The organism is Psychrobacter sp. CR212, assembly GCF_059693765.1.
This window is the reverse complement of the sequence record NZ_JCATIF010000002.1, coordinates 579,074-599,973: the sequence shown is the minus strand read 5'-3', so window position 1 is coordinate 599,973 and position 20,900 is coordinate 579,074. Positions and strand designations below refer to the sequence as shown.

Here is a 20,900-nt window from a genome sequence, read left to right as displayed (position 1 = left end):
AAAATAGACTAAAAATATATCAAAGACATAGTATTCAATAAGGGCTGCTACAGACTGGGCATTCTGGATCTTTTCTGTAACCCATCAGCCGCTGCTGCATCTGCCTACCATCCCATATAAGCAGTTTATTTGTCAGTGGATTTTTGGTTAATCCCAGATACTGCAAGGCGGTATTGGCTTGCAGGTTACCCATAACCGCAGTGGTACTCGCAAGCACACCTGAATTGGCACAGGTACGCTCATCGGCAACCTCATCATGCATAAGCGCGCCAAACACGCAATGATAGCAACCTGTGTCTAGATGTGGCTCAAACAGCGCCAGCTGCCCTTGCATCGCAATTGCCGAGGCAGAGAGTAATGGAATTTGATAGCGTACGCTAATGCGATTAATGACATCACGAGTCGCAAAATTATCCGTACAGTCTAGTAATAAGTCTGGCTTACCAGAGGCTAGATTGAGCAACTCATAAGCGTTGTCTTCATCTAACCGCGCCACGGTGCCGTAAGCTTTTATCAAAGGATTGATGCGAGCCAGCATAGCCGCTGCTGTCAGCGCTTTGGACTGACCGATATCTTCTGGCAAAAACAGCGTTTGCCGTTGCAGATTGCTTGCCTCGATCGCATCATCATCGATCAGATGCACATAACCGACCCCTGCACGCACCAGTGTCTCAGACGCTGGACAACCAAGGCCGCCTGCCCCTATTATCACCACGCGTGCTGACTTTAATCGCAGCTGGGCATCCATATCCCAACCGTCGAGTAGTATTTGCCGTGCATAACGGAGCAGCTCATCATCAGATAGCTGTGCCAAATCGTCTACCATATTTTTTGCAACCTATGATTAAAAATGTCTATCCATAAAGCCTATTTATGGATATTGCCCTACTGTGACACGATCATTACCACCATAATCTTGTACCGTGTGTACTGACTCAAAACCATTCTCCAAAAATAACCGTCGAACCGCAACCCCTTGGTCATGGCCATGCTCGATAGCCAGCAGTCCTTTTTTGCACAAATAAGACGGTGCCTGCTGGACAATATGCTCGATATCAGCCAAACCATGATTGGGTGCACTCAGCGCACTAATCGGTTCAGCGGTTAGTCCCGCCAAATGCTCGTCTGCCTCATCAATATAAGGCGGATTTGAGACAATCACATCAAACCGACATTCGTCCTCAGTAGGTAACGCTTGATACCAACTGCTTTGGATAAATTCAATATTAGTGACACCATTAAAATCCGCATTATGCCGAGCAATATCGAGCGCCTCAAGCGACAAATCAACGGCGACCACTTGCCAATTGTCTTTTTTTAATTCATGAGCGAGACTGATAGCAATACAACCTGAGCCTGTACCCAAGTCAAGTAAGCGCTTATGACGATTAGATACTGGCTGAGCATTGATCCAATTCAATACTTGCTCGACCAATACCTCGGTATCGGGTCTCGGGATCAAGGTGTGCTCATTGACGCTAAAATTCAGCGACCAAAATGCTTGCTGACCCGTCAAATAAGCGAGCGGCGTCCCTTCTTGCATCTTAACCATACCAGTATAAAACCGTCTTTGCTCACTTTCTGTCAGCTGATAATCTTCGTCAGTAATCAAAAATAGTGAAGGTTTATCAATAACATATAGCAGCCAATCCGTTGGCCAAAACGATGGTATCTGACGATTTGTCTCACCATTCGTCAGTTGACCAATTTGCTGCTTTATTTGACGAATGGTCAATGCGGTCATAAGTCACTCTTAAAGATATCGTAAATAAAGATAAAAGTACTGCCAATGCTACTCTGAAGCGCGCGGTGGCTCATTGGTATCGGTCAGGTTTGGATTTGCTTTCGCTAGTTTGTCATCACCATATATGTCATCATTATCACCAATAATAATATGTTTATCGACCAAGTAGATTAAGATCAAAATTGGCATACCAATCGCAAAGGTGAAAATAAAGAAAAACGGATAGCCCATATTGTCAACGATAGCCCCAGAGTAACCACCCATCACCTTAGGTAGCAACGTCATTAATGAGGAGAAAATAGCATACTGTACCGCGGTAAAACGAATCGAGGTCAAGGCAGACAAGAAAGCAATGAATACAGCGCTGGCAAGGCCTGCTGCCAAATTATCAAAAATCACAGCCACATACATATGCGGCAAGCTACCAGGATGGTAAGTGAGCAGGACAAATAATAGATTCGTCACACAAGCCAGTATGGCACCGACCATCATCGCCTGCATCATACGCAGTTTTTGAGCCAAAATACCACCCAAAAAGCCACCTGCAATAACCATGATGACACCAACCAGTTTCACTGCATTGGCAATATCCGTTTTACTGAACCCCATGTCTTGATAAAAGACATTCGAGATGACCCCTGCGACGATATCAGAAATGCGGTATAACCCAATCAAGGCCAGTAGCAATAATGCTTTTTTGCCATAACGACGGAAAAAATCAACGACTGGTTCGACCCAAGTGGTATAAGCCATTTCTTGTTTGACCACGCCCACTTTGACAGATAAGTAACCCACAACTGATGCCACCAGTAAGCTGGCTAACAGGTGAACCACTTCGAGTACAAAGGCAAACATCACACTGTCTGTCTCTGGCAGTAACGCACCAACATTGACAAAAGCGATGATAAAAGCGGCGACCGACAATACAAATACCAGTACCAAACGGGCATAGTCAGAGGCGGGACGATCAATACGTATCTGCTCGCTCACAGGCTCCCGAATTATCAGCGTGGTCACCACACCTACGCCCATCACTGCTGCCATGATCCAATAAGTATTGCGCCATGCTTCGTAACTATAAAACTCTTCAGTCGAACCAAAATAATCTGCCAAATAGAGCGCACCTGCGCCTGCAAAAATCATCCCTAAACGGTAGCCTGCGGTATACATCGCTGACAATACTGACTGAAAACTCGCAGGGGCAAGCTCAATACGATAGGCATCGACCACAATATCTTGCGTGGCGGATGAAAAGCCCAATAGCACGGCTGCCATGGCCATATAGTGCAAACTGCTCTCATCGGTCGGATTGATACTGGCCATCATATAAATCGCCAAAATAATTAAGAGCTGTGCGATCAGAATCCAGCTACGACGGCGGCCCAGTAATCTAGTCAATATCGGTAGCGGCACCGCATCTACTAGGGGCGCCCAAATGAACTTGAACGAATATCCCAATGCCGCCCAACTAAAGGTCGTCACTACACTGCGATCAAATCCCGCCTCACGAAGCCATAACGACAAGCTGGAGAAAATAAGCAAAATAGGAATACCAGCTGCAAAACCCAAAAACAGCATGATCATAGCACGCCGATCAAGATAGGCTTTCGCCGCCTCGCCCCATGATTTTTTGGCGATGGGAGGTTTGGGTGGTACAGATTTGACAGCAGACATAATAACTCACCAACAATTGAGACAAATAACACAACTGCGCACAATTTTTATCAATCTTTAGAATCAGTTATCCATCAAGAGATCGATAAAAATTGCTCTACGTTGCACCAATATGATCATTACAACAAAATTCAGTTATGGTACTTGAGAACCGCTACCTTGACTAGATGTTTTTGCATTAACTCATTGATTCTGGCACTTTCATAACGGCTTATATTTCGCTGCAGTAACTAAGATTATAGCAATCTTTCACTATGGTTAAACCAGTCCTTAGTTTTCTTACTACTTACTCTCATCAAAGATGTCTAACAACGCTTTCATTTATCGGCAATATGTAGATAGAAGTAGGATCAATACAAACTTGATCGGCTTATTACTGTCCTACCTAGTAGCAAGAGCAATGGCGTTAATAGCAAGCTGGATGAGGTACTACACCAAGAATTAATGATTAATAATTTAAAACATATAATTTTTATATATTAGTTTTATAAATAAACAGTGCTTCGTTATGCTCTCTATATCAACAATGATTATCTTAATTGACGGTTTGTTCTTTCTATTACCATAGCCTAGGAGTTTTGCCATGTCCGATTCAACCAACACCCCAACCGACAAAAACACCACGCAAGATACCGCTGGTTGCCCGATAAACCACCAAGGTAACGGCGATACCGCAACCAATACAACTTATGATCAAGGTGATGATAAGGGACCGACGATTCATAGTGAAAACGTTGATCAAACACACGCACCGCAGCGTCCTAGCATGGGCGGCTGTCCCGTCATGCATCAAGCGCATACTACCACCGCCTCTGCTGCGACTGACTGGTGGCCGAATAGCTTGAACCTAGACATATTGCATCAGCAAGACAAAAAGACTGACCCAATGGGAGCAGACTTTGATTATGCTAAAGCTTTCAAACAACTTGATTTAGAAGCGGTCAAAACCGATTTGAAAAACCTCATGACGGAATCACAAGAGTGGTGGCCAGCAGATTGGGGTCATTATGGTGGCTTGATGATTCGTATGGCGTGGCATTCAGCGGGTACATATCGCGGTGCCGATGGTCGCGGCGGTTCTAATACTGGTAATCAACGCTTTGCGCCACTAAATAGCTGGCCGGACAACGCCAACCTAGACAAAGCGCGCCGCCTACTATGGCCCATCAAGAAAAAGTACGGCAACAAACTGTCATGGGCTGATTTGATGATTTTGGCAGGCAACATGGCTTACGAGTCTATGGGCTTTAAAACGCTAGGCTTTGCTGGTGGTCGTGCTGATATTTGGCATCCAGAAAAAGACATCTACTGGGGTTCTGAACGCGAATGGCTGGCACCGACCAAAAACCGCTACGATAGCGATAAAGACCGTGCATCCCTCGAAAACCCACTAGCAGCGGTACAAATGGGCTTAATCTATGTCAACCCTGAAGGCGTCGATGGTAACCCTGACCCATTGAAAACCGCTCAAGATATGCGTACGACGTTTGCGCGTATGTCAATGAATGATGAAGAAACGGTTGCCTTGACCGCGGGTGGTCATACCGTTGGTAAGTGTCACGGTAATGGCGATGCGACCACACTAGAAGACGAGCCAGAAGCGGCGGATGTCAAAGAGCAAGGCCTAGGCTGGCGCAATCCTAAAGGTAATGGCAATGCCGGTGATACCGTCTCAAGTGGTATCGAAGGCGCGTGGACAACCAATCCAACCCAATGGGATCATGGCTATTTTGAGCTACTCTTGAATCACAACTGGGCATTAACCAAAAGTCCAGCAGGTGCATGGCAGTGGGAGCCCACAGATATTAAAGAAGAAGACCGTCCATTAGATGCTCATGATCCCAGTGTCCGCCGTAATCCAATCATGACTGATGCTGACATGGCATTGATCAAAGATCCTGTTTATCGCGAGATTTCAGAGAAATTCCATAACGACCCAGCGTATTTTGATGAGGTGTTTGCCAAAGCATGGTTCAAGCTAACTCACCGTGACCTAGGGCCTAAATCTCGTTACTTAGGGGCAGATGTACCGAGCGAAGACTTTATCTGGCAGGACCCTATTCCAGCAGGCAATACAGACTTGAATGCTGATGACATTGCGACGCTAAAATCGCAAATATTGGGCAGTGATTTGAGCCGCCGTGAGTTGATCGTTACGGCATGGGACAGCGCACGTACATTCCGCGCATCAGACTATCGCGGCGGTGCAAATGGCGCACGTATCCGCTTAGCCCCGCAAAAGGACTGGGCAGGCAATGAGCCAGAGCAGCTGCAACGTGTGCTTGAGGCGTTAACCCGCATTCAGTCTGATTTTGATAAAGACGTAAGCTTGGCCGATTTGATTGTGCTTGCTGGTAATACTGCTATTGAGCAGTCAGCGAATGATGCAGGCATAGAGGTTACGGTACCATTTACCGCAGGTCGCGGTGATGCAGAAGCGGCAATGACCGATACCGAATCTTTTGCAGACTTAGAGCCTTTGCATGACGGCTATCGCAACTGGGTCAAAGAAGACTATGCAGTCTCTCCTGAAGAGATGCTGCTCGATCGCACGCAGCTAATGGGATTGACAGCGCCTGAGATGGTAGTATTGATTGGCGGTATGCGCGTCCTTGATACCAACCATGGTCAAAGCCAACAAGGTGTCTTCACTGACCGTGCTGGGGTCTTGACCAATGACTTCTTTGTCAACTTGACCGACATGAACTACACGTGGCATCCCGTGAAAACAGGTGACGAGCCAAGCAACACGGTCAATAGTTACGAAATACGTGAGCGCAGTACTGGTAATACCAAATGGCAAGCCAGCCGTGTGGATTTAGTATTTGGCTCAAACTCTATCTTGCGTGCTTATGCTGAGCTATATGCGCAGGATGATAACTTAGAGAAATTCGTTCGTGATTTCGTTAGCGCTTGGAGTAAAGTCATGAATGCGGATCGTTATGACGTTGCTGAGTAAGCATTATTGATTAGATTAATGAACAGTGAGTAAGTCTATCAATCATGAACAGCTACCTTTTAGAAGGTAGCTGTTTTTTTATGCCTAAAATTTAGATATTCAACAGTCTTAAATATTCTAAGTTACACACCCCATCTAAATAAAACAAACGACTATAAGAAATACCGTAAAAGCAAGAGGACTATAAAAAACCTATATTCATAATTATCATAAATTGATAGCTATTTATTATATACAAGAATAATAGCTTTGTTTTACACTACGCTCTTATGGCACATTTGTAAGTTTTTACTTTCATATACAAATCTTTCAAATATAGGTAAGGTTTGTATTGTTACACAATAGGATTCAGTGATGGCAATCGATGTAGTGGTCAATCAGCGACATTTGCAAATTCAGCTCAAACAGTTGGAAACAGTCTGGCATACGGTGATTAATGGCTATAACTTAAGTCAAGCAGCCACGGTGCTACATACCAGCCAATCGAGCTTGTCAAAGCATATCGCGGCACTTGAAAACCAACTGAAGACCGAAGTATTTATTCGTCAAGGAAAGCGTCTGACAGGGCTGACCACCATGGGTACGGCGCTTATGCCACATATCGAATCTATCTTTGCCGAGATTCGTACCATTGAAAATCTAAGCCTAGATTTTAATAATCCTAATATCGGCACATTGACCATTGCGACGACCCACACGCAGGCACGCTATGTGCTGCCGAAGGTGGTTAAAGAATTCAAAGATCGCTTTCCCAAAGTCAATTTGATCTTGCAACAAGCCGATCCTGAGACCATCGCGCAGATGGTGATTCGTGGTCAGGCTGATATCGGCATCGCAACGGAGTCCTTACTTCACAATAACTATCTCAGATGCTACCGCTATTACGACTGGACGCATCGTGTCATCGTGCCAAGCGATCACGAACTTGCCAAGCAAGACTCTATCGACTTGCCAACCCTTGCCAGCTATCCCATTGTGACCTATCACGGCGGCTTTACTGGACGCGGCGCGATTGATAATACCTTTGAAGCAGCAGGTCTAGAGCCAGATATCGTACTCGCCGCGCTTGATGCGGATGTGATTAGTACCTATGTAGGACTTGGCTTAGGCATTGGTATCATTGCCGAGATGGCATTTGAACCGAGTCATTATCAGAACCTAACCGCCATCCCCGTCGATCATTTTGGACGGTTTACCAGTTGGATGGCGGTGCGTGATGATGCGGAAATCCGCCAGTACGGTCGTGCCTTTATGGAGCTGTGTCAGAAGCAATTCGACAACTAAAACAAAGGGTCTAAACCGCTGGTCTTACCTTACCCCACCTTTACCGAGCTTATGTATAAGTGATAAAATACAGTCTAGAACGTTATTCAACGTTTTATTTCTGCATGTATTGCTGGACGCCTAGACATTTAATTGTACTGGGTGTCGATCACTGCATGTCCATTTGCTTCTATGTAACAGGTGATACCGCTCATGGAAAAACTCGTAGCGATCATTATGGCAGTTTTTGCCGTCCCCTTGATTATTGGCGGCGCTTATCTGCTCTCTTTAGGCGGTAGTCCTTACTATCTTTTTGCTGGCGCAGCGATGCTTGCGACCGCTTTTTTGTTGTTCAAAAAACACTGGAGCGCTTACGGCCTCTACGCTCTTTTCATCGTCATAACGATGGTTTGGGCACTGTGGGAATCTGGATTTTATTGGTGGGCGCTGGCAACTCGCTTGGGTTTCCCACTAATATTTGGTTTATTAATGCTTTTACCGTGGGTCTCTAAGAAGATGTACGGGAAACACGCTCAAGTAACAACCACCAACAACGTTAAGAAAAGTCCTCTTTATTATTGGGGACTAATGGCCAGTGTGGTTGTGGGCGCACTGCTCTCTTTCGGTAGTATGGCCAATAATGCCACCGACAAATTGGGCGAGCTCGATTTAACTGCCAAAGATGACGGCGATCAAAACGCCACTTCTACCAACCTTGGCGACCCATTATCAAATGGCGAACAAACACCAGATGGAGAATGGAGCGCGTATGGTCGTACTGATTATGGACAACGCTACTCTCCTCTGGCTCAGATCAACACTGATAATGTCAAAGATTTAGAACTCGCTTGGCAAATCCAAACCGGTGATGTCAAAGGTCCTAATGATGTTGGTGAAACCACTTATCAAGCAACCCCATTAAAAATCGGCAACGCCTTGTATATGTGTACGCCGCATAACTGGGTATTAGCATTAGATGCCGACTCTGGTGAGACACTGTGGAAGTTTGATCCTAAGGTTGGCGAAAACCTCCAACGTCAGCATCAAACCTGTCGCGGTGTATCTTACTATGCTGGTCAAGCTGGCACGGATAATACCGCTCCGGTTGCTACTGTTGAGTCAGCTAATAATAGCGCCACTGACGATACGTCCGTCGTCGCTCGCAAATCTGCTGCCACTAGCGATACAATGGTACAAAAAATCGCGGGTAATACCTTTGAAAACGCATCTAAGCAATGTGATGCCAAGATCTTTATTCCAACCTCTGATGCCAAGCTATATGCATTAGATCCAAAAACGGGACAACGCTGTCAAGACTTTGGTGAAGATGGTGCATTAGACCTCATGCACAACATGCCATTCCCGCAAGCAGGCTACTACTACTCAACGTCTGCACCCGTCGTCGCAGGTGGGGTTATTATTGTTGCTGGTGCCGTCAATGATAACTATGATGTGAACTCACCCTCTGGTGTGATCCGTGCTTATGACGTGAATACTGGCGAGCTTATGTGGAACTGGGATTCAGGCGATCCTGACAACACAGCACCTTTTGATGTCAATGATCCAACTCAAGTCTATCGCACCAGCTCGCCAAACTCATGGTCGACTGCCAGTGCTGATGAAGAGCTTGGCTTGGCCTACTTCCCAATGGGCAATCGCACGCCCGATCAGCTCGGTAGCTATCGTAATGCTGCTGAAGAAAAGTATGCAACCTCTGTGGTCGCACTAGATCTTAAAACAGGTGAAGCGCGCTGGGTACAGCAGTTTGTCCATCATGATCTTTGGGATATGGATACGCCTGCTCAGCCAACATTGCTTGACTTAAATACCGCTAATGGTGTCCAACCTGCGTTGGTTATACCGACCAAACAAGGCGATGTCTACGTCTTGAACCGTGCAACAGGCGAGCCTATTGTACCTATCAAAGAGCGTGATGCACCGCAAGGCTACCTCATTGCTGGTGAACATGCTGCTCCGACGCAACCTTACTCTGGCTTGAGCTTTGCGCCGCCGATGTTGAAAGAAAAAGACATGTGGGGCGCAAGTCTCATCGATCAGATGATGTGCCGTATTGAGTTCAACAAACTCAACTACGACGGTCGCTACACGCCGCCATCAACCAACGGTACGTTAGTCTATCCTGGTAACTTTGGTACCTTTAACTGGGGCGGACTCGCTGTCGATCCTGAAAATGGCGTGATGTTCGGCATGCCAACTTACCTTGCCTTTACCTCAAAACTCATCCCTAAAGACACACTTGGCGATGTTGAGACCAATAAAGGTGAACAAGGTGTGAATGCCAATGAAGGCGCAGACTATGCGGTAGAGATGGGACCATTCTTATCACCACTTGGTGTACCTTGTCAGCAGCCACCATGGGGTACGATCGCAGGTGCTGATCTGGCCACAGGTGAGATTGCTTATCAGCGCAAAAACGGTACTGTACAGGACTTATCTCCTATTCCAATCAAGTTTGAATTGGGGGTGCCTGGTATTGGCGGACCTATCATCACTAAAGGTGGCGTCGCCTTCTTGTCAGCAGCAACAGAAAACAACTTCCGTGCTTATGATCTAAAGAATGGCGATGTGCTATGGAATGTTCGTATTCCAGCAGGTGGTCAGGCTACACCTATGACCTACTTGAACTCTAAAGGTGAGCAGATGGTGGTATTGGTAGCTGGTGGACATGGTTCAGTAGGTACGAAGATTGGTGATTATGTTGTGGCTTATAAGCTTGGCGATCAAGCCAAATAAGTGATTTAAAAAACTTACCATTTACATAATGTCATTTCAAAAAAGCAGGTAACTTCGGTTACCTGCTTTTTTATGTGCGACTGGTTTTGTTATACAAATACTTTTGATATAGATATATTTGATAGCAAGCTTATCAGCAGCCTTATCTTTTGCTAGCTATACCTACTACCCACTAATGGCGCTTTGTTACGATTTATTGCTACTCTGTAACACGGCTTGAAATCGGTAATGGTGACAAGCATATCAAGAGAAAATAATTAATCACTCTACTGGATAATTTATGAATAACAAAATCCCTTTATCTTTTTTAGATCTCGCACCAGTACCTGAAGGCAACACCATCGCTGAAGGTATTGCTCAAACGGTACAAACCGCGCAGCAAGCAGAGAAGTCTGGCTTAAACCGTTACTGGATGGCTGAACATCACAATATGCCAGGTATCGCTAGTGCAGCGACCTCAGTCCTGCTGTCACATATCGGTAGCCAAACCGAGCGCATCCGTATTGGGGCGGGCGGTGTCATGCTACCTAATCATGCGCCTTTGGTAATTGCTGAGCAGTTTGGTACTTTGCAAGCATTATATGGCGACCGTGTTGACTTGGGTTTAGGACGCGCCCCTGGTACTGATGGGGCGACGTTTCAGGCACTGCGCCGCCAAATGAAAGACGCCGAGCGTTTTCCACAAGATGTCCAAGAACTGATGTACTTCTTGGGCAATGATACAGATGGCAGCCCTGTACAAGCATTTCCTGGTGCCAGATCAGGCGTCCCTATTTGGATATTAGGCTCATCTTTATTTGGCGCAACCTTAGCTGCGCATTTAGGACTGCCCTATGTGTTTGCCTCTCATTTTGCTCCGCAAATGCTAGGACAAGCAATTAAAGCCTATCGTGAGCAGTTCAAGCCGTCTGCCTATTTAGATAAGCCTTATGTCATGCTGGCGGCAAATCTATTACTCGCTGATGATGACGAAACTGCCGAATATCACTTTACCTCAGCACAGCAGAGTTTTGTACGTTTGCGCCGCGGGGAGACAGGTCAGATGCCAAAACCTACACACGATATGGACAGCATCTGGAGCCAAGCTGAAAAAATGATGGTAGATAATGCACTTTCCATCTCATTTATTGGTTCTGTCGAAACGGTCAAACCAAAATTGGCTGCGTTTTTGGCAACCCATCAACCAGATGAATTGATTGTAACCGCTAATGTACATAATCAAGCAGCGCGTATTCGTTCACTTGAACTTACACCGGAGCTAAACTTATTTACTTTACAATCAAATGAGACACTTGCATAATTATTGCCAAACCTTAACTGGATTTTTGACATGGAAGCAACTGCGGTTATCGGTGCATCACTTATGATTGGCTCGTCGATATTTATGTATATCTTGGCATTTCTTGCAGTCATGGCTATCGGTGGGTATCTGACCTACCGTACCAGTCCTAAGCGTAAGCAACGTCGAGAAGAAAAGCGTAACCGAGACAATATAAATTGACATTAAAAACCCCCTTTTTTCAAAATAGAAAAAAGGGAGTTTTTAGTATTACAACGACCAGTTGACGCTATGTCCAACAAAGCACTGACTATATAAGCTACATCAGACCAAGCGCACGTAATGCTGCCGCACCAAACGCCATGCCAAACATACCAACCACCGTCGTAAACGCCAAAATATTGGCCGCCAATATGTCATTACCCCCCATCGCTTTTGCCATGACATAACTGGCCGCTGCGGCTGGTGATGCCACCATCAAAAATAACACGCCCATATGGACGCCTGATAAACCAAATGCCAAACCAATCGCAATGGCGACGGTGGGTGCAATCACAATCCGACCAATACTTGCCTGCATAGATAACCCTGAGGCACTCAGCATCGATTTCAAATCAATACTAGCACCAGCGCAAATCAGTGCCAGCGGCAATGCAACCGCTGCTAATAGATCACCCGTTGTATGAATGACGCCTGTAAGCGGTGGCAATGGCAATGCCTTATAAGCGAATGCTGATAGCAATGCCAAAATAAGTGGGTTGGTAAAAACTTTTTTGAGTATCATCGTGCTGCGGCTAATCAATGTGTCATCCACACTTTTGGAGACACGGCTCAAAGTGATGACCGCTAAAATATTAAACAGAATGGTCACCACGCCCATATAGACGGCACCAATACTCAAGCCGCGCTCGCCATAAGCATTGGCAACGGTTGCAAGGCCAATAATCGCCATATTACTACGGAAAATACCTTGTACAAAAACGCCCTGATCAGCAGGACGTTTGACGAAGCGTTTGGCATACAGCTCTGCGCCAATAAACAGCACAAACGTTACTAATATACCGACAAAAATAAGCTTAATCTGCTGACCATAATCGACATTACTATCAACCACACTAAAAAATAGCAAACACGGCAAGCAGTAATTAAAGACAAAGCTTGAGGCCTGATCAATAAAAACTTGGCTGGTTTCGCCGCGACTTTGCATAAAAAAACCCAACCACATTAAGGCAAGGTTGGGAAAGACAATAGTAATCGCAAAAACAATGGCATCAATCATAAATAGGCTCAATTCGATGACGAGCCCATCATGGTATGAGCATCAACGTGATAAATTAACAAATAGTATTTAAATATTACGACCTAGTATAAAGACAAAGTCGCAAGCAAGACAAGTTTGCATGCATTTTTCTTTTTATAATCACCATAAAAAACAAAACAAAAGCCCGCAATAATCTGTATTACGGGCTTTTACACTACAAGTGATGTATGACAAAAAAGTGTATCGCATCGCTGTTACGAGTCTAGCGCAGCCTTTGCTTTTTTATGTTTTTTGACCGTCATCGCCAATAACTGTATGGCCGCAGGTGTGACACCGCTGACACGTCCAGCCTGAGCAAGCGTCGCAGGACGAACTTGCGTGAGTTTTTGTACAATCTCGTTTGATAGCCCTGATACCACACTATAATCAAAATCTAGCGGTAGCGCCGTGTTTTCTAAGCGCTTCATTTGATCAATATCTTCTTGCTGACGATCGATATAGCCGGCATATTTGACAGAAATCTCGATCTGCTCTCCTACTTGCGCATCAACGGTTGAGTCAGTAATAGCCGCGATATCAGCAAAATGTATTTGCGGACGCTTTAGCAAATCAAAGGCAGTCGATTCTTTAGAGAGCACCTCATCTGTCTGCTCAGATAGTTTCTGACCCAAGGTATTTGTCGGCGTGGCCCACATATCTTTTAATCGTGACGTCTCTGTCGAGATCGCTTCCATTTTTTCTTGGTAAGCCTGCCAGCGCACATCGTCTACTAGACCTAGCTTACGACCCGTCTCAGTCAAGCGCTGATCGGCATTGTCTTCACGTAGCAGCAAACGATATTCTGCGCGGCTCGTAAACATACGATAAGGCTCGGTCGTACCATGGGTGATCAAATCATCCACAAGTACGCCAAGATACGCTTCATCACGGCGCGGGGTCCACGTGTCAAACTTGCTGTTATTGGTCGTGACCAATGCGGCATTGGTCCCTGCTAGCAAACCCTGCACGCCCGCTTCTTCGTAGCCAGTCGTACCGTTAATTTGACCAGCAAAGTACAGACGATCAATCGATTTGGTCTCAAGCGTGGGCTTTAGGTTTTGTGGATCGAAATAATCATACTCGATGGCATAGCCTGGACGAGTAATATGCGCTTTCTCTAAGCCTTTCATACTGTGAATGAAGTCTAACTGCACATCAAATGGCAAGCTCGTTGAGATACCGTTTGGATACAGCTCATGCGTGGTCAAGCCTTCTGGCTCAATAAATATCTGATGGCTATCTTTATCCGCAAAACGATGAATTTTATCTTCGATAGATGGACAATAACGCGGGCCCACGCCTTCGATTTTGCCAGAGAACATCGGTGAGCGATCAAGATTTTCACGGATGATGTCGTGAGTACGCGCATTGGTATGTGTGATATAGCAGTTGACCTGCTCAGGATGCATAGAGACATCACCCATATAGCTCATGACAGGCAGCGGCGTATCACCCGGCTGTACCGTCATCACGCTAAAATCAACGCTACGTGCATCGATACGCGCTGGTGTACCTGTTTTTAGGCGCCCTACTGGCAAGTTCAGCTCACGCAAGCGATCGGCGAGCTTGATAGAAGGCTGATCCCCTGCACGGCCACCATTTGAGTTTTCTAGACCAATATGAATGACGCCGCCCAAGAAAGTCCCTGAGGTTAATACGACTGTTTCGGTCTTAAAAATAATACCTGTAGAGGTCACAACAGCTGTCGCACGGCCATTCTCTACTAAGATATCATCAGCGGCTTGCTGAAATATATCTAGGTTTGGTTGATTCTCTAACGTATGACGAATAGCCGCTTTATACAAGATACGGTCTGCTTGCGCACGTGTGGCACGCACGGCAGCGCCTTTACGGCTGTTTAGTACACGAAACTGGATGCCTGCTTTGTCCGTTGCTAGCGCCATCGCGCCGCCTAATGCGTCAATCTCACGTACCAGATGCGACTTGCCGATACCGCCAATCGCGGGATTACAGCTCATCTGACCAAGCGTCTCGATATTATGGGTCAACAATAAGGTCTGAGCGCCCATACGTGCAGCCGCCAGAGCAGCTTCTGTACCAGCATGACCACCGCCGATTACTATCACATCGTAATGTTTTGGGTATTGCATATGTGCCTCACTTGACTCATAACGCTGCCGATGGTCATATTCTATTAGTAAAGAACACGGCAATCGACAAATAAACGTCAGTCGAATTTATAAAAAAGATAACGACTCAGATAAGTCGTTCATAATTGGTTGAATAACCCATCATTATAACAATTTTTTCACGCTTAAAAAACGCTAGGATAAAAACTATTATAATTAAGCGCAAAGATACTTACGCCAGCATCACTTTGGTTGTTAGCTTTTGAGTTCGTAATGATCTCTTAGTTATTACTGTTTCCACGGCTCAAGGGTACGATCTGATCCGATTGACCGCTAGACAGCATATGATGGCTACCATACCCTTCTGGGTTTATCTGTAGATAGGCATTCATTTGACCAATCGCCTCACCATCATCACTCGCTAAAATCTGCGCTTTGATAAGCTCAACTGGCGGTAATGGTAAGTTTTTGAGCAAGGCCAAGCGCTGATGGTTATCACCCTTGTTGACTACTAATTCGATAAGCTGACGAGCATCGATTGGCAAATCTGGCGTGTTTTGAGCCAACAATGCCAAGTGATAAGCACCTGCTGGATCTTGGTCCACAACAATGCGCTGTTCAATAGCGATATAGGTCGCTTCAGTTGCACCGCCCGCCACACTAAGCTGATGAATACACTTCAGTGCTGAGTATGACTCATTATTAGCAATCTCAATGATCCGCGTAGATTCGTTTTTTAAACGCTCACGACGCTTTTCAATCGCCGCCTGCTCAGCCGCTTCTCTCTGCTCATTTAACTGTTCACTGGTTTGGTTATTCATAAAGCTCTCTTAATTGTCTGATAATTATTATTTATATCGCTGGTATCTTGGACACTAGATGGGGGTAAATCCCATAAAAACAACGAAGCCTAATGACATAGGCGCGTGGAAATACTAGTAGGGACTAGAATAGATAGAGTATTAGTGACACTAATAGCAATAATAAAAAAACCCAAATAGCCATTAATGACTACTTGGGTTTGCTGTGCTCGTATCTTACACTCGTATCTTACAAAGACTAATTGGACATTAAAGACATCCAATTCACACTTTTAAGTATTAAGCAGCAGGGCTGTTTGCTTCAACCAATGGCTTTAGCTCGCCTGATTGATACATTTGCAAGATGATGTCTGATCCGCCCATCAACTCGCCATCAATCCATAATTGTGGGAACGTTGGCCAGTTCGCAATTTTTGGCAACGTTGCACGGATTTCTGGGTTTTCTAAAATGTTTACAAACGCAAATGGACGACCAATCTGAGTCAACACTTCGATAGAGCGGGCTGAAAAACCACACTGCGGAAATTGCGGTGTGCCTTTCATGTAGATAATGACTTTATTGTCACGGATTTGATCACGGATCAATTGTTCAACGTCGTTTGCAGTAGTGTTTGGGGTTTGCTCACTCATAAAAGCTCCTATTGATAAAGCGGTTCATTAAAATGATGATTTATATAAAATAATTGTGTAAAGACGTGGCTCATACATGGGGCGACTGCCGCTGTATTACAAGCACGAATTACGATCTATATAGGTTCGATAGCATTAGGGACTAATAATACCACGGCATTGGCCATGATGCCCTCTTGACGACCCGTAAATCCCAATTTTTCAGTCGTGGTCGCTTTCACACTGATATTGCTAATATCCGTTTGCAAGTCACTAGCGATATTAGCGCGCATCGCTTTGTTGTGCGGTGCCAGCTTTGGACGTTCACACATCACCGTAATATCAGCATTGCCTAGACTATAACCAGCCTCTTGCACTTTACTATAAACATAACGCAGCAAAATCCTTGAATCCAATCCAGCATGTGCCGCATCGGTATCAGGAAAATGCTGCCCAATATCGCCAAGTGCAAGTGCGCCCAGCAGCGCATCAGCCAATGCATGCAAGACCACATCCCCATCAGAGTGTGCGAGCAAACTATGAGAATGCTCAATCGGCACGCCCGCTAGAATGACATATTGTTGCTGCTGACCATTATTATGAAAAGCATGAACATCGATACCTTGACCAATTTTTATCATTATTATTCCAAGATGAGTTAAAGGTGATTAAAATAATTCAAAACCACTATCTGAATTTTCAAAGTGGTTTTACGAGTAGCCAGTCACCATCGGTCGCCACCAGTTTCAATTAACTGGTATAATATGACGTTTATTTTATCATAATACCAGATCCAAAAGACAAGCTGACGTTGTTGTGCTGAGGCTACGTATTGTAGTAAATGCATAATTTTTGGCGTCACTGTTTGCTTTGGATAACGTATAAATAGTTGAGCCGTTTTATGTCAGCCATACAAGATACTTCAAGCACACCCGTTTCTGAGTCTTTTAATGCTCATCGCCCTTTAACACTTGCTGATGTCGAAAATCCTAGCACCAAGCATGTGATCGTCGGTATGTCAGGTGGGGTCGATTCTTCTGTATCAGCCGTATTACTTCAGCAGGCAGGCTTCAAGGTTGAAGGGCTGTTTATGAAGAACTGGGAAGAAGATGACGGCACCGAATACTGTACAGCAATGGATGACCTCGCAGACGCGCAAGCCGTATGTGACAAAATTGGCATCAAACTGCACACGGCCAACTTTGCGATGGAATATTGGGATCGCGTATTCGAGCACTTTTTGGCAGAATATAAAGCAGGACGCACCCCAAACCCTGATATCTTGTGCAACAAAGAAATTAAGTTTAAGGCGTTTTTAGACTATGCGTTGACGCTTGGTGCAGATTATATCGCGACCGGTCACTATACACGCCGCAGTGTGAACTATATCAATGCCGAAGGTGACGAGGTTGCGCAGCTCTTACGCGGTCTTGATAATAATAAAGACCAAAGTTACTTTTTGCATGCGGTTGGCGGTGACAAAATCGCTAAAACGCTATTTCCAGTTGGCGAGCTTGAAAAGCCAGTGGTACGTCAGATTGCTGAACAGCACGACCTAGCGACGGCTAAGAAAAAAGACTCTACGGGTATTTGCTTTATTGGTGAGCGCCGTTTTAAAGATTTCCTACAACAGTACTTGCCTGCCCAAAAAGGCGAGATACTTACTGATGACAATAAAGTCATCGGTACTCATGATGGCCTCATGTATTACACATTGGGTCAGCGCGGCGGCATCGGCATTGGCGGTGTCAAAGACCGTCCCGAGGAGCCGTGGTTTGTATTGGCAAAAGACTTAGAGAAAAATCGTTTAATCGTCGGTCAAGGGCATGAACATCCCATGCTAATGAGCAACGAGCTAAAAGCCTATAAACTCGATTGGGTTAATGGTTTACCACCTGCGGATGTGTTTAGCGACGAAGGCTTAGCCTGTATGGAGAAGTCTCGCTATCGCCAGCCTGATCAAGCGTGCCGCGTGTTTGCGACCAATGCTGATGGCAGTGAGGTTCGAGTGGTATTTGATGAGCCGCAGCGCGCTGTCACTCCTGGTCAGTCAGCGGTATTTTATATCGACGAGGTATGTCTAGGCGGCGGCGTGATTGAATCTATCGATGCACCATGTGGATTTTAATTGCCTTCCTAACACCCAACTTAAAGCACAGATGTTGATGCAGTAAATAGATTTATTTTGACGAGGGTCAACATCGCTTTATTTGCATAGACCGCTTTTTTAATATCATATTTCTGCTATATTACGCGCAACGATTTCGACGCCGTTTTTTATATGGTAATTTTTTATCTAGACTCTTGCAGTTTTTTATTTCATAACTACTGAGGCACAACCATGACCCCACTTACCGCTCTCTCTCCAATTGATGGTCGTTACGCATCAAAGGCTGACAGCTTACGTCCTTATTTATCTGAATTTGGTCTAATCAAAGCTCGCGTTACGGTAGAGATTCGCTGGTTGCAGTCTTTAGCTGACAACAGTGCAATTGGTGAATTAGCAGCATTTGATGACCAGACCAACGCTTTTTTGAATGCAATCGTTGATGATTTTAGTGAAGCCGATGCCCAAGCGATCAAAGACATCGAAGCGACGACCAATCATGATGTAAAAGCGGTTGAGTACTTTATCAAGGACAAGTTCCGGGGTCAGGATGCTTTAATTGATTCTCTTGAGTTTATTCACTTTGCCTGTACCAGTGAAGATATCAATAACCTATCGTATGCATTGATGCTCAAAGACAGCTGCAAGCTTGTCGTTGCCAAAATGCAGCAAGTGACTGATAGCATCGTTGACTTAGCGATTGCTCATGCTGATCAACCAATGCTATCACGTACACATGGTCAGACAGCCAGTCCAACGACATTGGGTAAAGAGATGGCAAACGTGGCCTACCGCCTTGCTCGTCAAATCAAGCAAATCAATCAAGTAGAGTTATTGGGTAAAATCAACGGCGCCGTTGGCAATTACAATGCGCATTTTTCAGCGTATCCTGACGTCGACTGGCAGAGTCATGCTGAAGCATTTATCAATCAGCGTCTAGAGTTAACCTTTAACCCTTATACGACTCAAATTGAGCCACATGACTATATCGCTGAGTTGTTTGATGCTGTTAAGCGTTTCAATACCATCTTGATCGATTTTAACCGTGATATTTGGCAATATATCAGCTTAGGCTATTTTAAACAGCGCCTAAAAGACGGTGAAGTTGGCTCTTCTACCATGCCGCATAAAGTTAATCCGATTGACTTTGAAAACTCTGAAGGCAACTTGGGCGTTGCCAACGCTATGCTGGCCCATTTGGGTGAGAAGTTACCGATTTCACGTATGCAGCGTGATTTGTCAGACTCTACCGTATTACGTAATATCGGTGTTGGCCTAGCACAGAGCATGATTGCTTTTGATGCATGCCTAAAAGGTGTAGGTAAACTTGAGCTAAATGCACAGCGTTTAAATGACGACTTGAATCAAGCGCAAGAAGTGTTGGCAGAACCGATTCAAACGGTCATGCGTCGCTACCGTGTTGAAAACCCGTATGAAAAACTAAAAGCCTTGACTCGCGGTAATGCCATGACTCGTGAAGCCATGCTAACCTTTGTTGAAAGCGATGAGCTATCGGCTGTTAGCGATGCGGATAAAGAACGCCTACGTGCATTGACGCCTGCTACTTATATCGGTAATGCCGCTGAACAAGCACGCGCTATTAAAGAGTGGATTGCCAAGCTGTAATTTTAACGATTAATAGCAGCCATCGAGCACTATGCATCAGGATAATAAGTCTGTGCTTGCTAGTACAATTGCGGTATTCATCGTTATGGTACTGGCAAGCATTGAGCCTCTAGAGTGGTCGAGCTACCTGTTACATCAGCTCGGTACGCTGCTTTTTTTGGCATTAATAATGCTAGGTGCTTGTCGCTATCGCTATGTTAGCTCACGCTCCTATGTGCTCGCGTCACTATTTTTACTCATTCATATTATCGGTGCGCGTTATCTATACTCTTATGTGCCCTACAATGACTGGACGCAGCAACTATTCGGTATACGTTTAGATGAGTTATTTGGCTGGCAGCGCAATATGTACGATCGTCTTGTCCATTTTAGCTACGGGGTTTTACTGTTCAATCCGATGGCAGATGTCTCAAAGACTATCTTTAACGTTCAATCTGTCAAACTACTCATCGCACTTGCTCTCATGATTAATATGTCATCAAGTCTGCTCTACGAATTACTCGAATGGAGCATTGCAATGACGTTATCACCAGAAGCTGCTGAAGCGTATAACGGTCAGCAGGGTGATGTTTGGGATGCCCACAAAGATATGGCTTTAGCATTACTCGGTGGGCTAATTTCGGCTGGTATTATGCTATTTCAAACTCGTCAAAACCAAGTGGTATCTAATTAAG

The 20,900-nt window shown here is 45.1% G+C and carries 16 protein-coding genes; 8 read left to right on the top strand and 8 right to left on the bottom strand.

Going from position 1 to position 20,900, the window contains the following annotated elements; genetic code table 11:
* Nucleotides 1-34 precede the first annotated feature (34 nt).
* From AC58CZ_RS06790 to AC58CZ_RS06780, 3 genes are read right to left on the bottom strand one after another with little or no spacing between them, the layout of a single operon-like run.
* Entirely contained in the window at nucleotides 35-826 is a 792-nt protein-coding gene (locus AC58CZ_RS06790) for a ThiF family adenylyltransferase (protein ID WP_494224431.1), read from the bottom strand.
* A 45-nt stretch (nucleotides 827-871) separates the two neighbouring features.
* A complete protein-coding gene (prmC, locus tag AC58CZ_RS06785; protein WP_494224430.1) occupies nucleotides 872-1,744 on the bottom strand; it encodes a peptide chain release factor N(5)-glutamine methyltransferase in 873 nt (290 codons plus the stop codon).
* Between the two features lie 48 nt (nucleotides 1,745-1,792).
* The gene (locus AC58CZ_RS06780) at nucleotides 1,793-3,418 is read right to left on the bottom strand and encodes an AmpG family muropeptide MFS transporter (protein WP_494224429.1); all 1,626 of its coding nucleotides are present in this window, start codon (nucleotides 3,416-3,418) and stop codon (nucleotides 1,793-1,795) included.
* A gap of 766 nt (nucleotides 3,419-4,184) precedes the next feature.
* On the opposite strand from AC58CZ_RS06780, the gene katG reads away from it, so the two are divergent.
* The 5 genes from katG (at nucleotide 4,185) to AC58CZ_RS06755 (ending at nucleotide 11,895) form a co-directional block, all read left to right on the top strand.
* Nucleotides 4,185-6,377: a catalase/peroxidase HPI gene (katG, locus tag AC58CZ_RS06775; RefSeq protein ID WP_494224467.1), complete on the top strand. Its 2,193-nt coding sequence runs from the start codon at nucleotides 4,185-4,187 to the stop codon at nucleotides 6,375-6,377.
* 354 nt (nucleotides 6,378-6,731) lie between these two features.
* Complete coding sequence (locus AC58CZ_RS06770; protein WP_071001434.1) at nucleotides 6,732-7,661, top strand: LysR substrate-binding domain-containing protein; 930 nt, start codon at nucleotides 6,732-6,734, stop codon at nucleotides 7,659-7,661.
* Nucleotides 7,662-7,853: 192 nt separating this feature from the next.
* Nucleotides 7,854-10,394: a membrane-bound PQQ-dependent dehydrogenase, glucose/quinate/shikimate family gene (locus AC58CZ_RS06765; RefSeq protein ID WP_494224428.1), complete on the top strand. Its 2,541-nt coding sequence runs from the start codon at nucleotides 7,854-7,856 to the stop codon at nucleotides 10,392-10,394.
* A gap of 280 nt (nucleotides 10,395-10,674) precedes the next feature.
* Nucleotides 10,675-11,694: an MsnO8 family LLM class oxidoreductase gene (locus AC58CZ_RS06760; RefSeq protein WP_494224427.1), complete on the top strand. Its 1,020-nt coding sequence runs from the start codon at nucleotides 10,675-10,677 to the stop codon at nucleotides 11,692-11,694.
* 30 nt (nucleotides 11,695-11,724) lie between these two features.
* A complete protein-coding gene (locus tag AC58CZ_RS06755) occupies nucleotides 11,725-11,895 on the top strand; it encodes a hypothetical protein (RefSeq protein WP_186474658.1) in 171 nt (56 codons plus the stop codon).
* Between the two features lie 97 nt (nucleotides 11,896-11,992).
* Here AC58CZ_RS06755 and AC58CZ_RS06750 read toward each other — a convergent pair whose 3' ends face one another.
* From AC58CZ_RS06750 to ispF, 5 genes are all read right to left on the bottom strand, one after another.
* Nucleotides 11,993-12,952 carry an AEC family transporter gene (locus AC58CZ_RS06750; RefSeq protein ID WP_494224426.1) on the bottom strand — a complete coding sequence of 320 codons (960 nt, stop codon included), beginning with the start codon at nucleotides 12,950-12,952 and terminating at the stop codon, nucleotides 11,993-11,995.
* Between the two features lie 236 nt (nucleotides 12,953-13,188).
* On the bottom strand, nucleotides 13,189-15,084 hold the full coding sequence (gene mnmG / locus AC58CZ_RS06745; protein WP_494224425.1) for a tRNA uridine-5-carboxymethylaminomethyl(34) synthesis enzyme MnmG: 1,896 nt from the start codon (nucleotides 15,082-15,084) through the stop codon (nucleotides 13,189-13,191).
* A gap of 260 nt (nucleotides 15,085-15,344) precedes the next feature.
* Nucleotides 15,345-15,884, bottom strand: coding sequence for a hypothetical protein (locus AC58CZ_RS06740; protein WP_075106145.1), 540 nt, complete (start codon nucleotides 15,882-15,884; stop codon nucleotides 15,345-15,347).
* A gap of 279 nt (nucleotides 15,885-16,163) precedes the next feature.
* Entirely contained in the window at nucleotides 16,164-16,514 is a 351-nt protein-coding gene (gene grxD, locus AC58CZ_RS06735) for a Grx4 family monothiol glutaredoxin (protein ID WP_071001428.1), read from the bottom strand.
* Nucleotides 16,515-16,630: 116 nt separating this feature from the next.
* The gene (ispF, locus tag AC58CZ_RS06730) at nucleotides 16,631-17,134 is read right to left on the bottom strand and encodes a 2-C-methyl-D-erythritol 2,4-cyclodiphosphate synthase (RefSeq protein WP_134292172.1); all 504 of its coding nucleotides are present in this window, start codon (nucleotides 17,132-17,134) and stop codon (nucleotides 16,631-16,633) included.
* A 260-nt stretch (nucleotides 17,135-17,394) separates the two neighbouring features.
* Between ispF and mnmA the strand changes: the two genes are divergently transcribed.
* The 3 genes from mnmA (at nucleotide 17,395) to AC58CZ_RS06715 (ending at nucleotide 20,899) form a co-directional block, all read left to right on the top strand.
* The gene (gene mnmA, locus AC58CZ_RS06725) at nucleotides 17,395-18,621 is read left to right on the top strand and encodes a tRNA 2-thiouridine(34) synthase MnmA (protein ID WP_494224424.1); all 1,227 of its coding nucleotides are present in this window, start codon (nucleotides 17,395-17,397) and stop codon (nucleotides 18,619-18,621) included.
* A 213-nt stretch (nucleotides 18,622-18,834) separates the two neighbouring features.
* Nucleotides 18,835-20,226 carry an adenylosuccinate lyase gene (gene purB, locus AC58CZ_RS06720; RefSeq protein WP_494224423.1) on the top strand — a complete coding sequence of 464 codons (1,392 nt, stop codon included), beginning with the start codon at nucleotides 18,835-18,837 and terminating at the stop codon, nucleotides 20,224-20,226.
* A gap of 31 nt (nucleotides 20,227-20,257) precedes the next feature.
* Nucleotides 20,258-20,899, top strand: a complete 642-nt coding sequence (locus tag AC58CZ_RS06715) for a DUF2238 domain-containing protein (RefSeq protein WP_494224422.1) — start codon at nucleotides 20,258-20,260, stop codon at nucleotides 20,897-20,899.
* Nucleotide 20,900 lies beyond the last annotated feature (1 nt).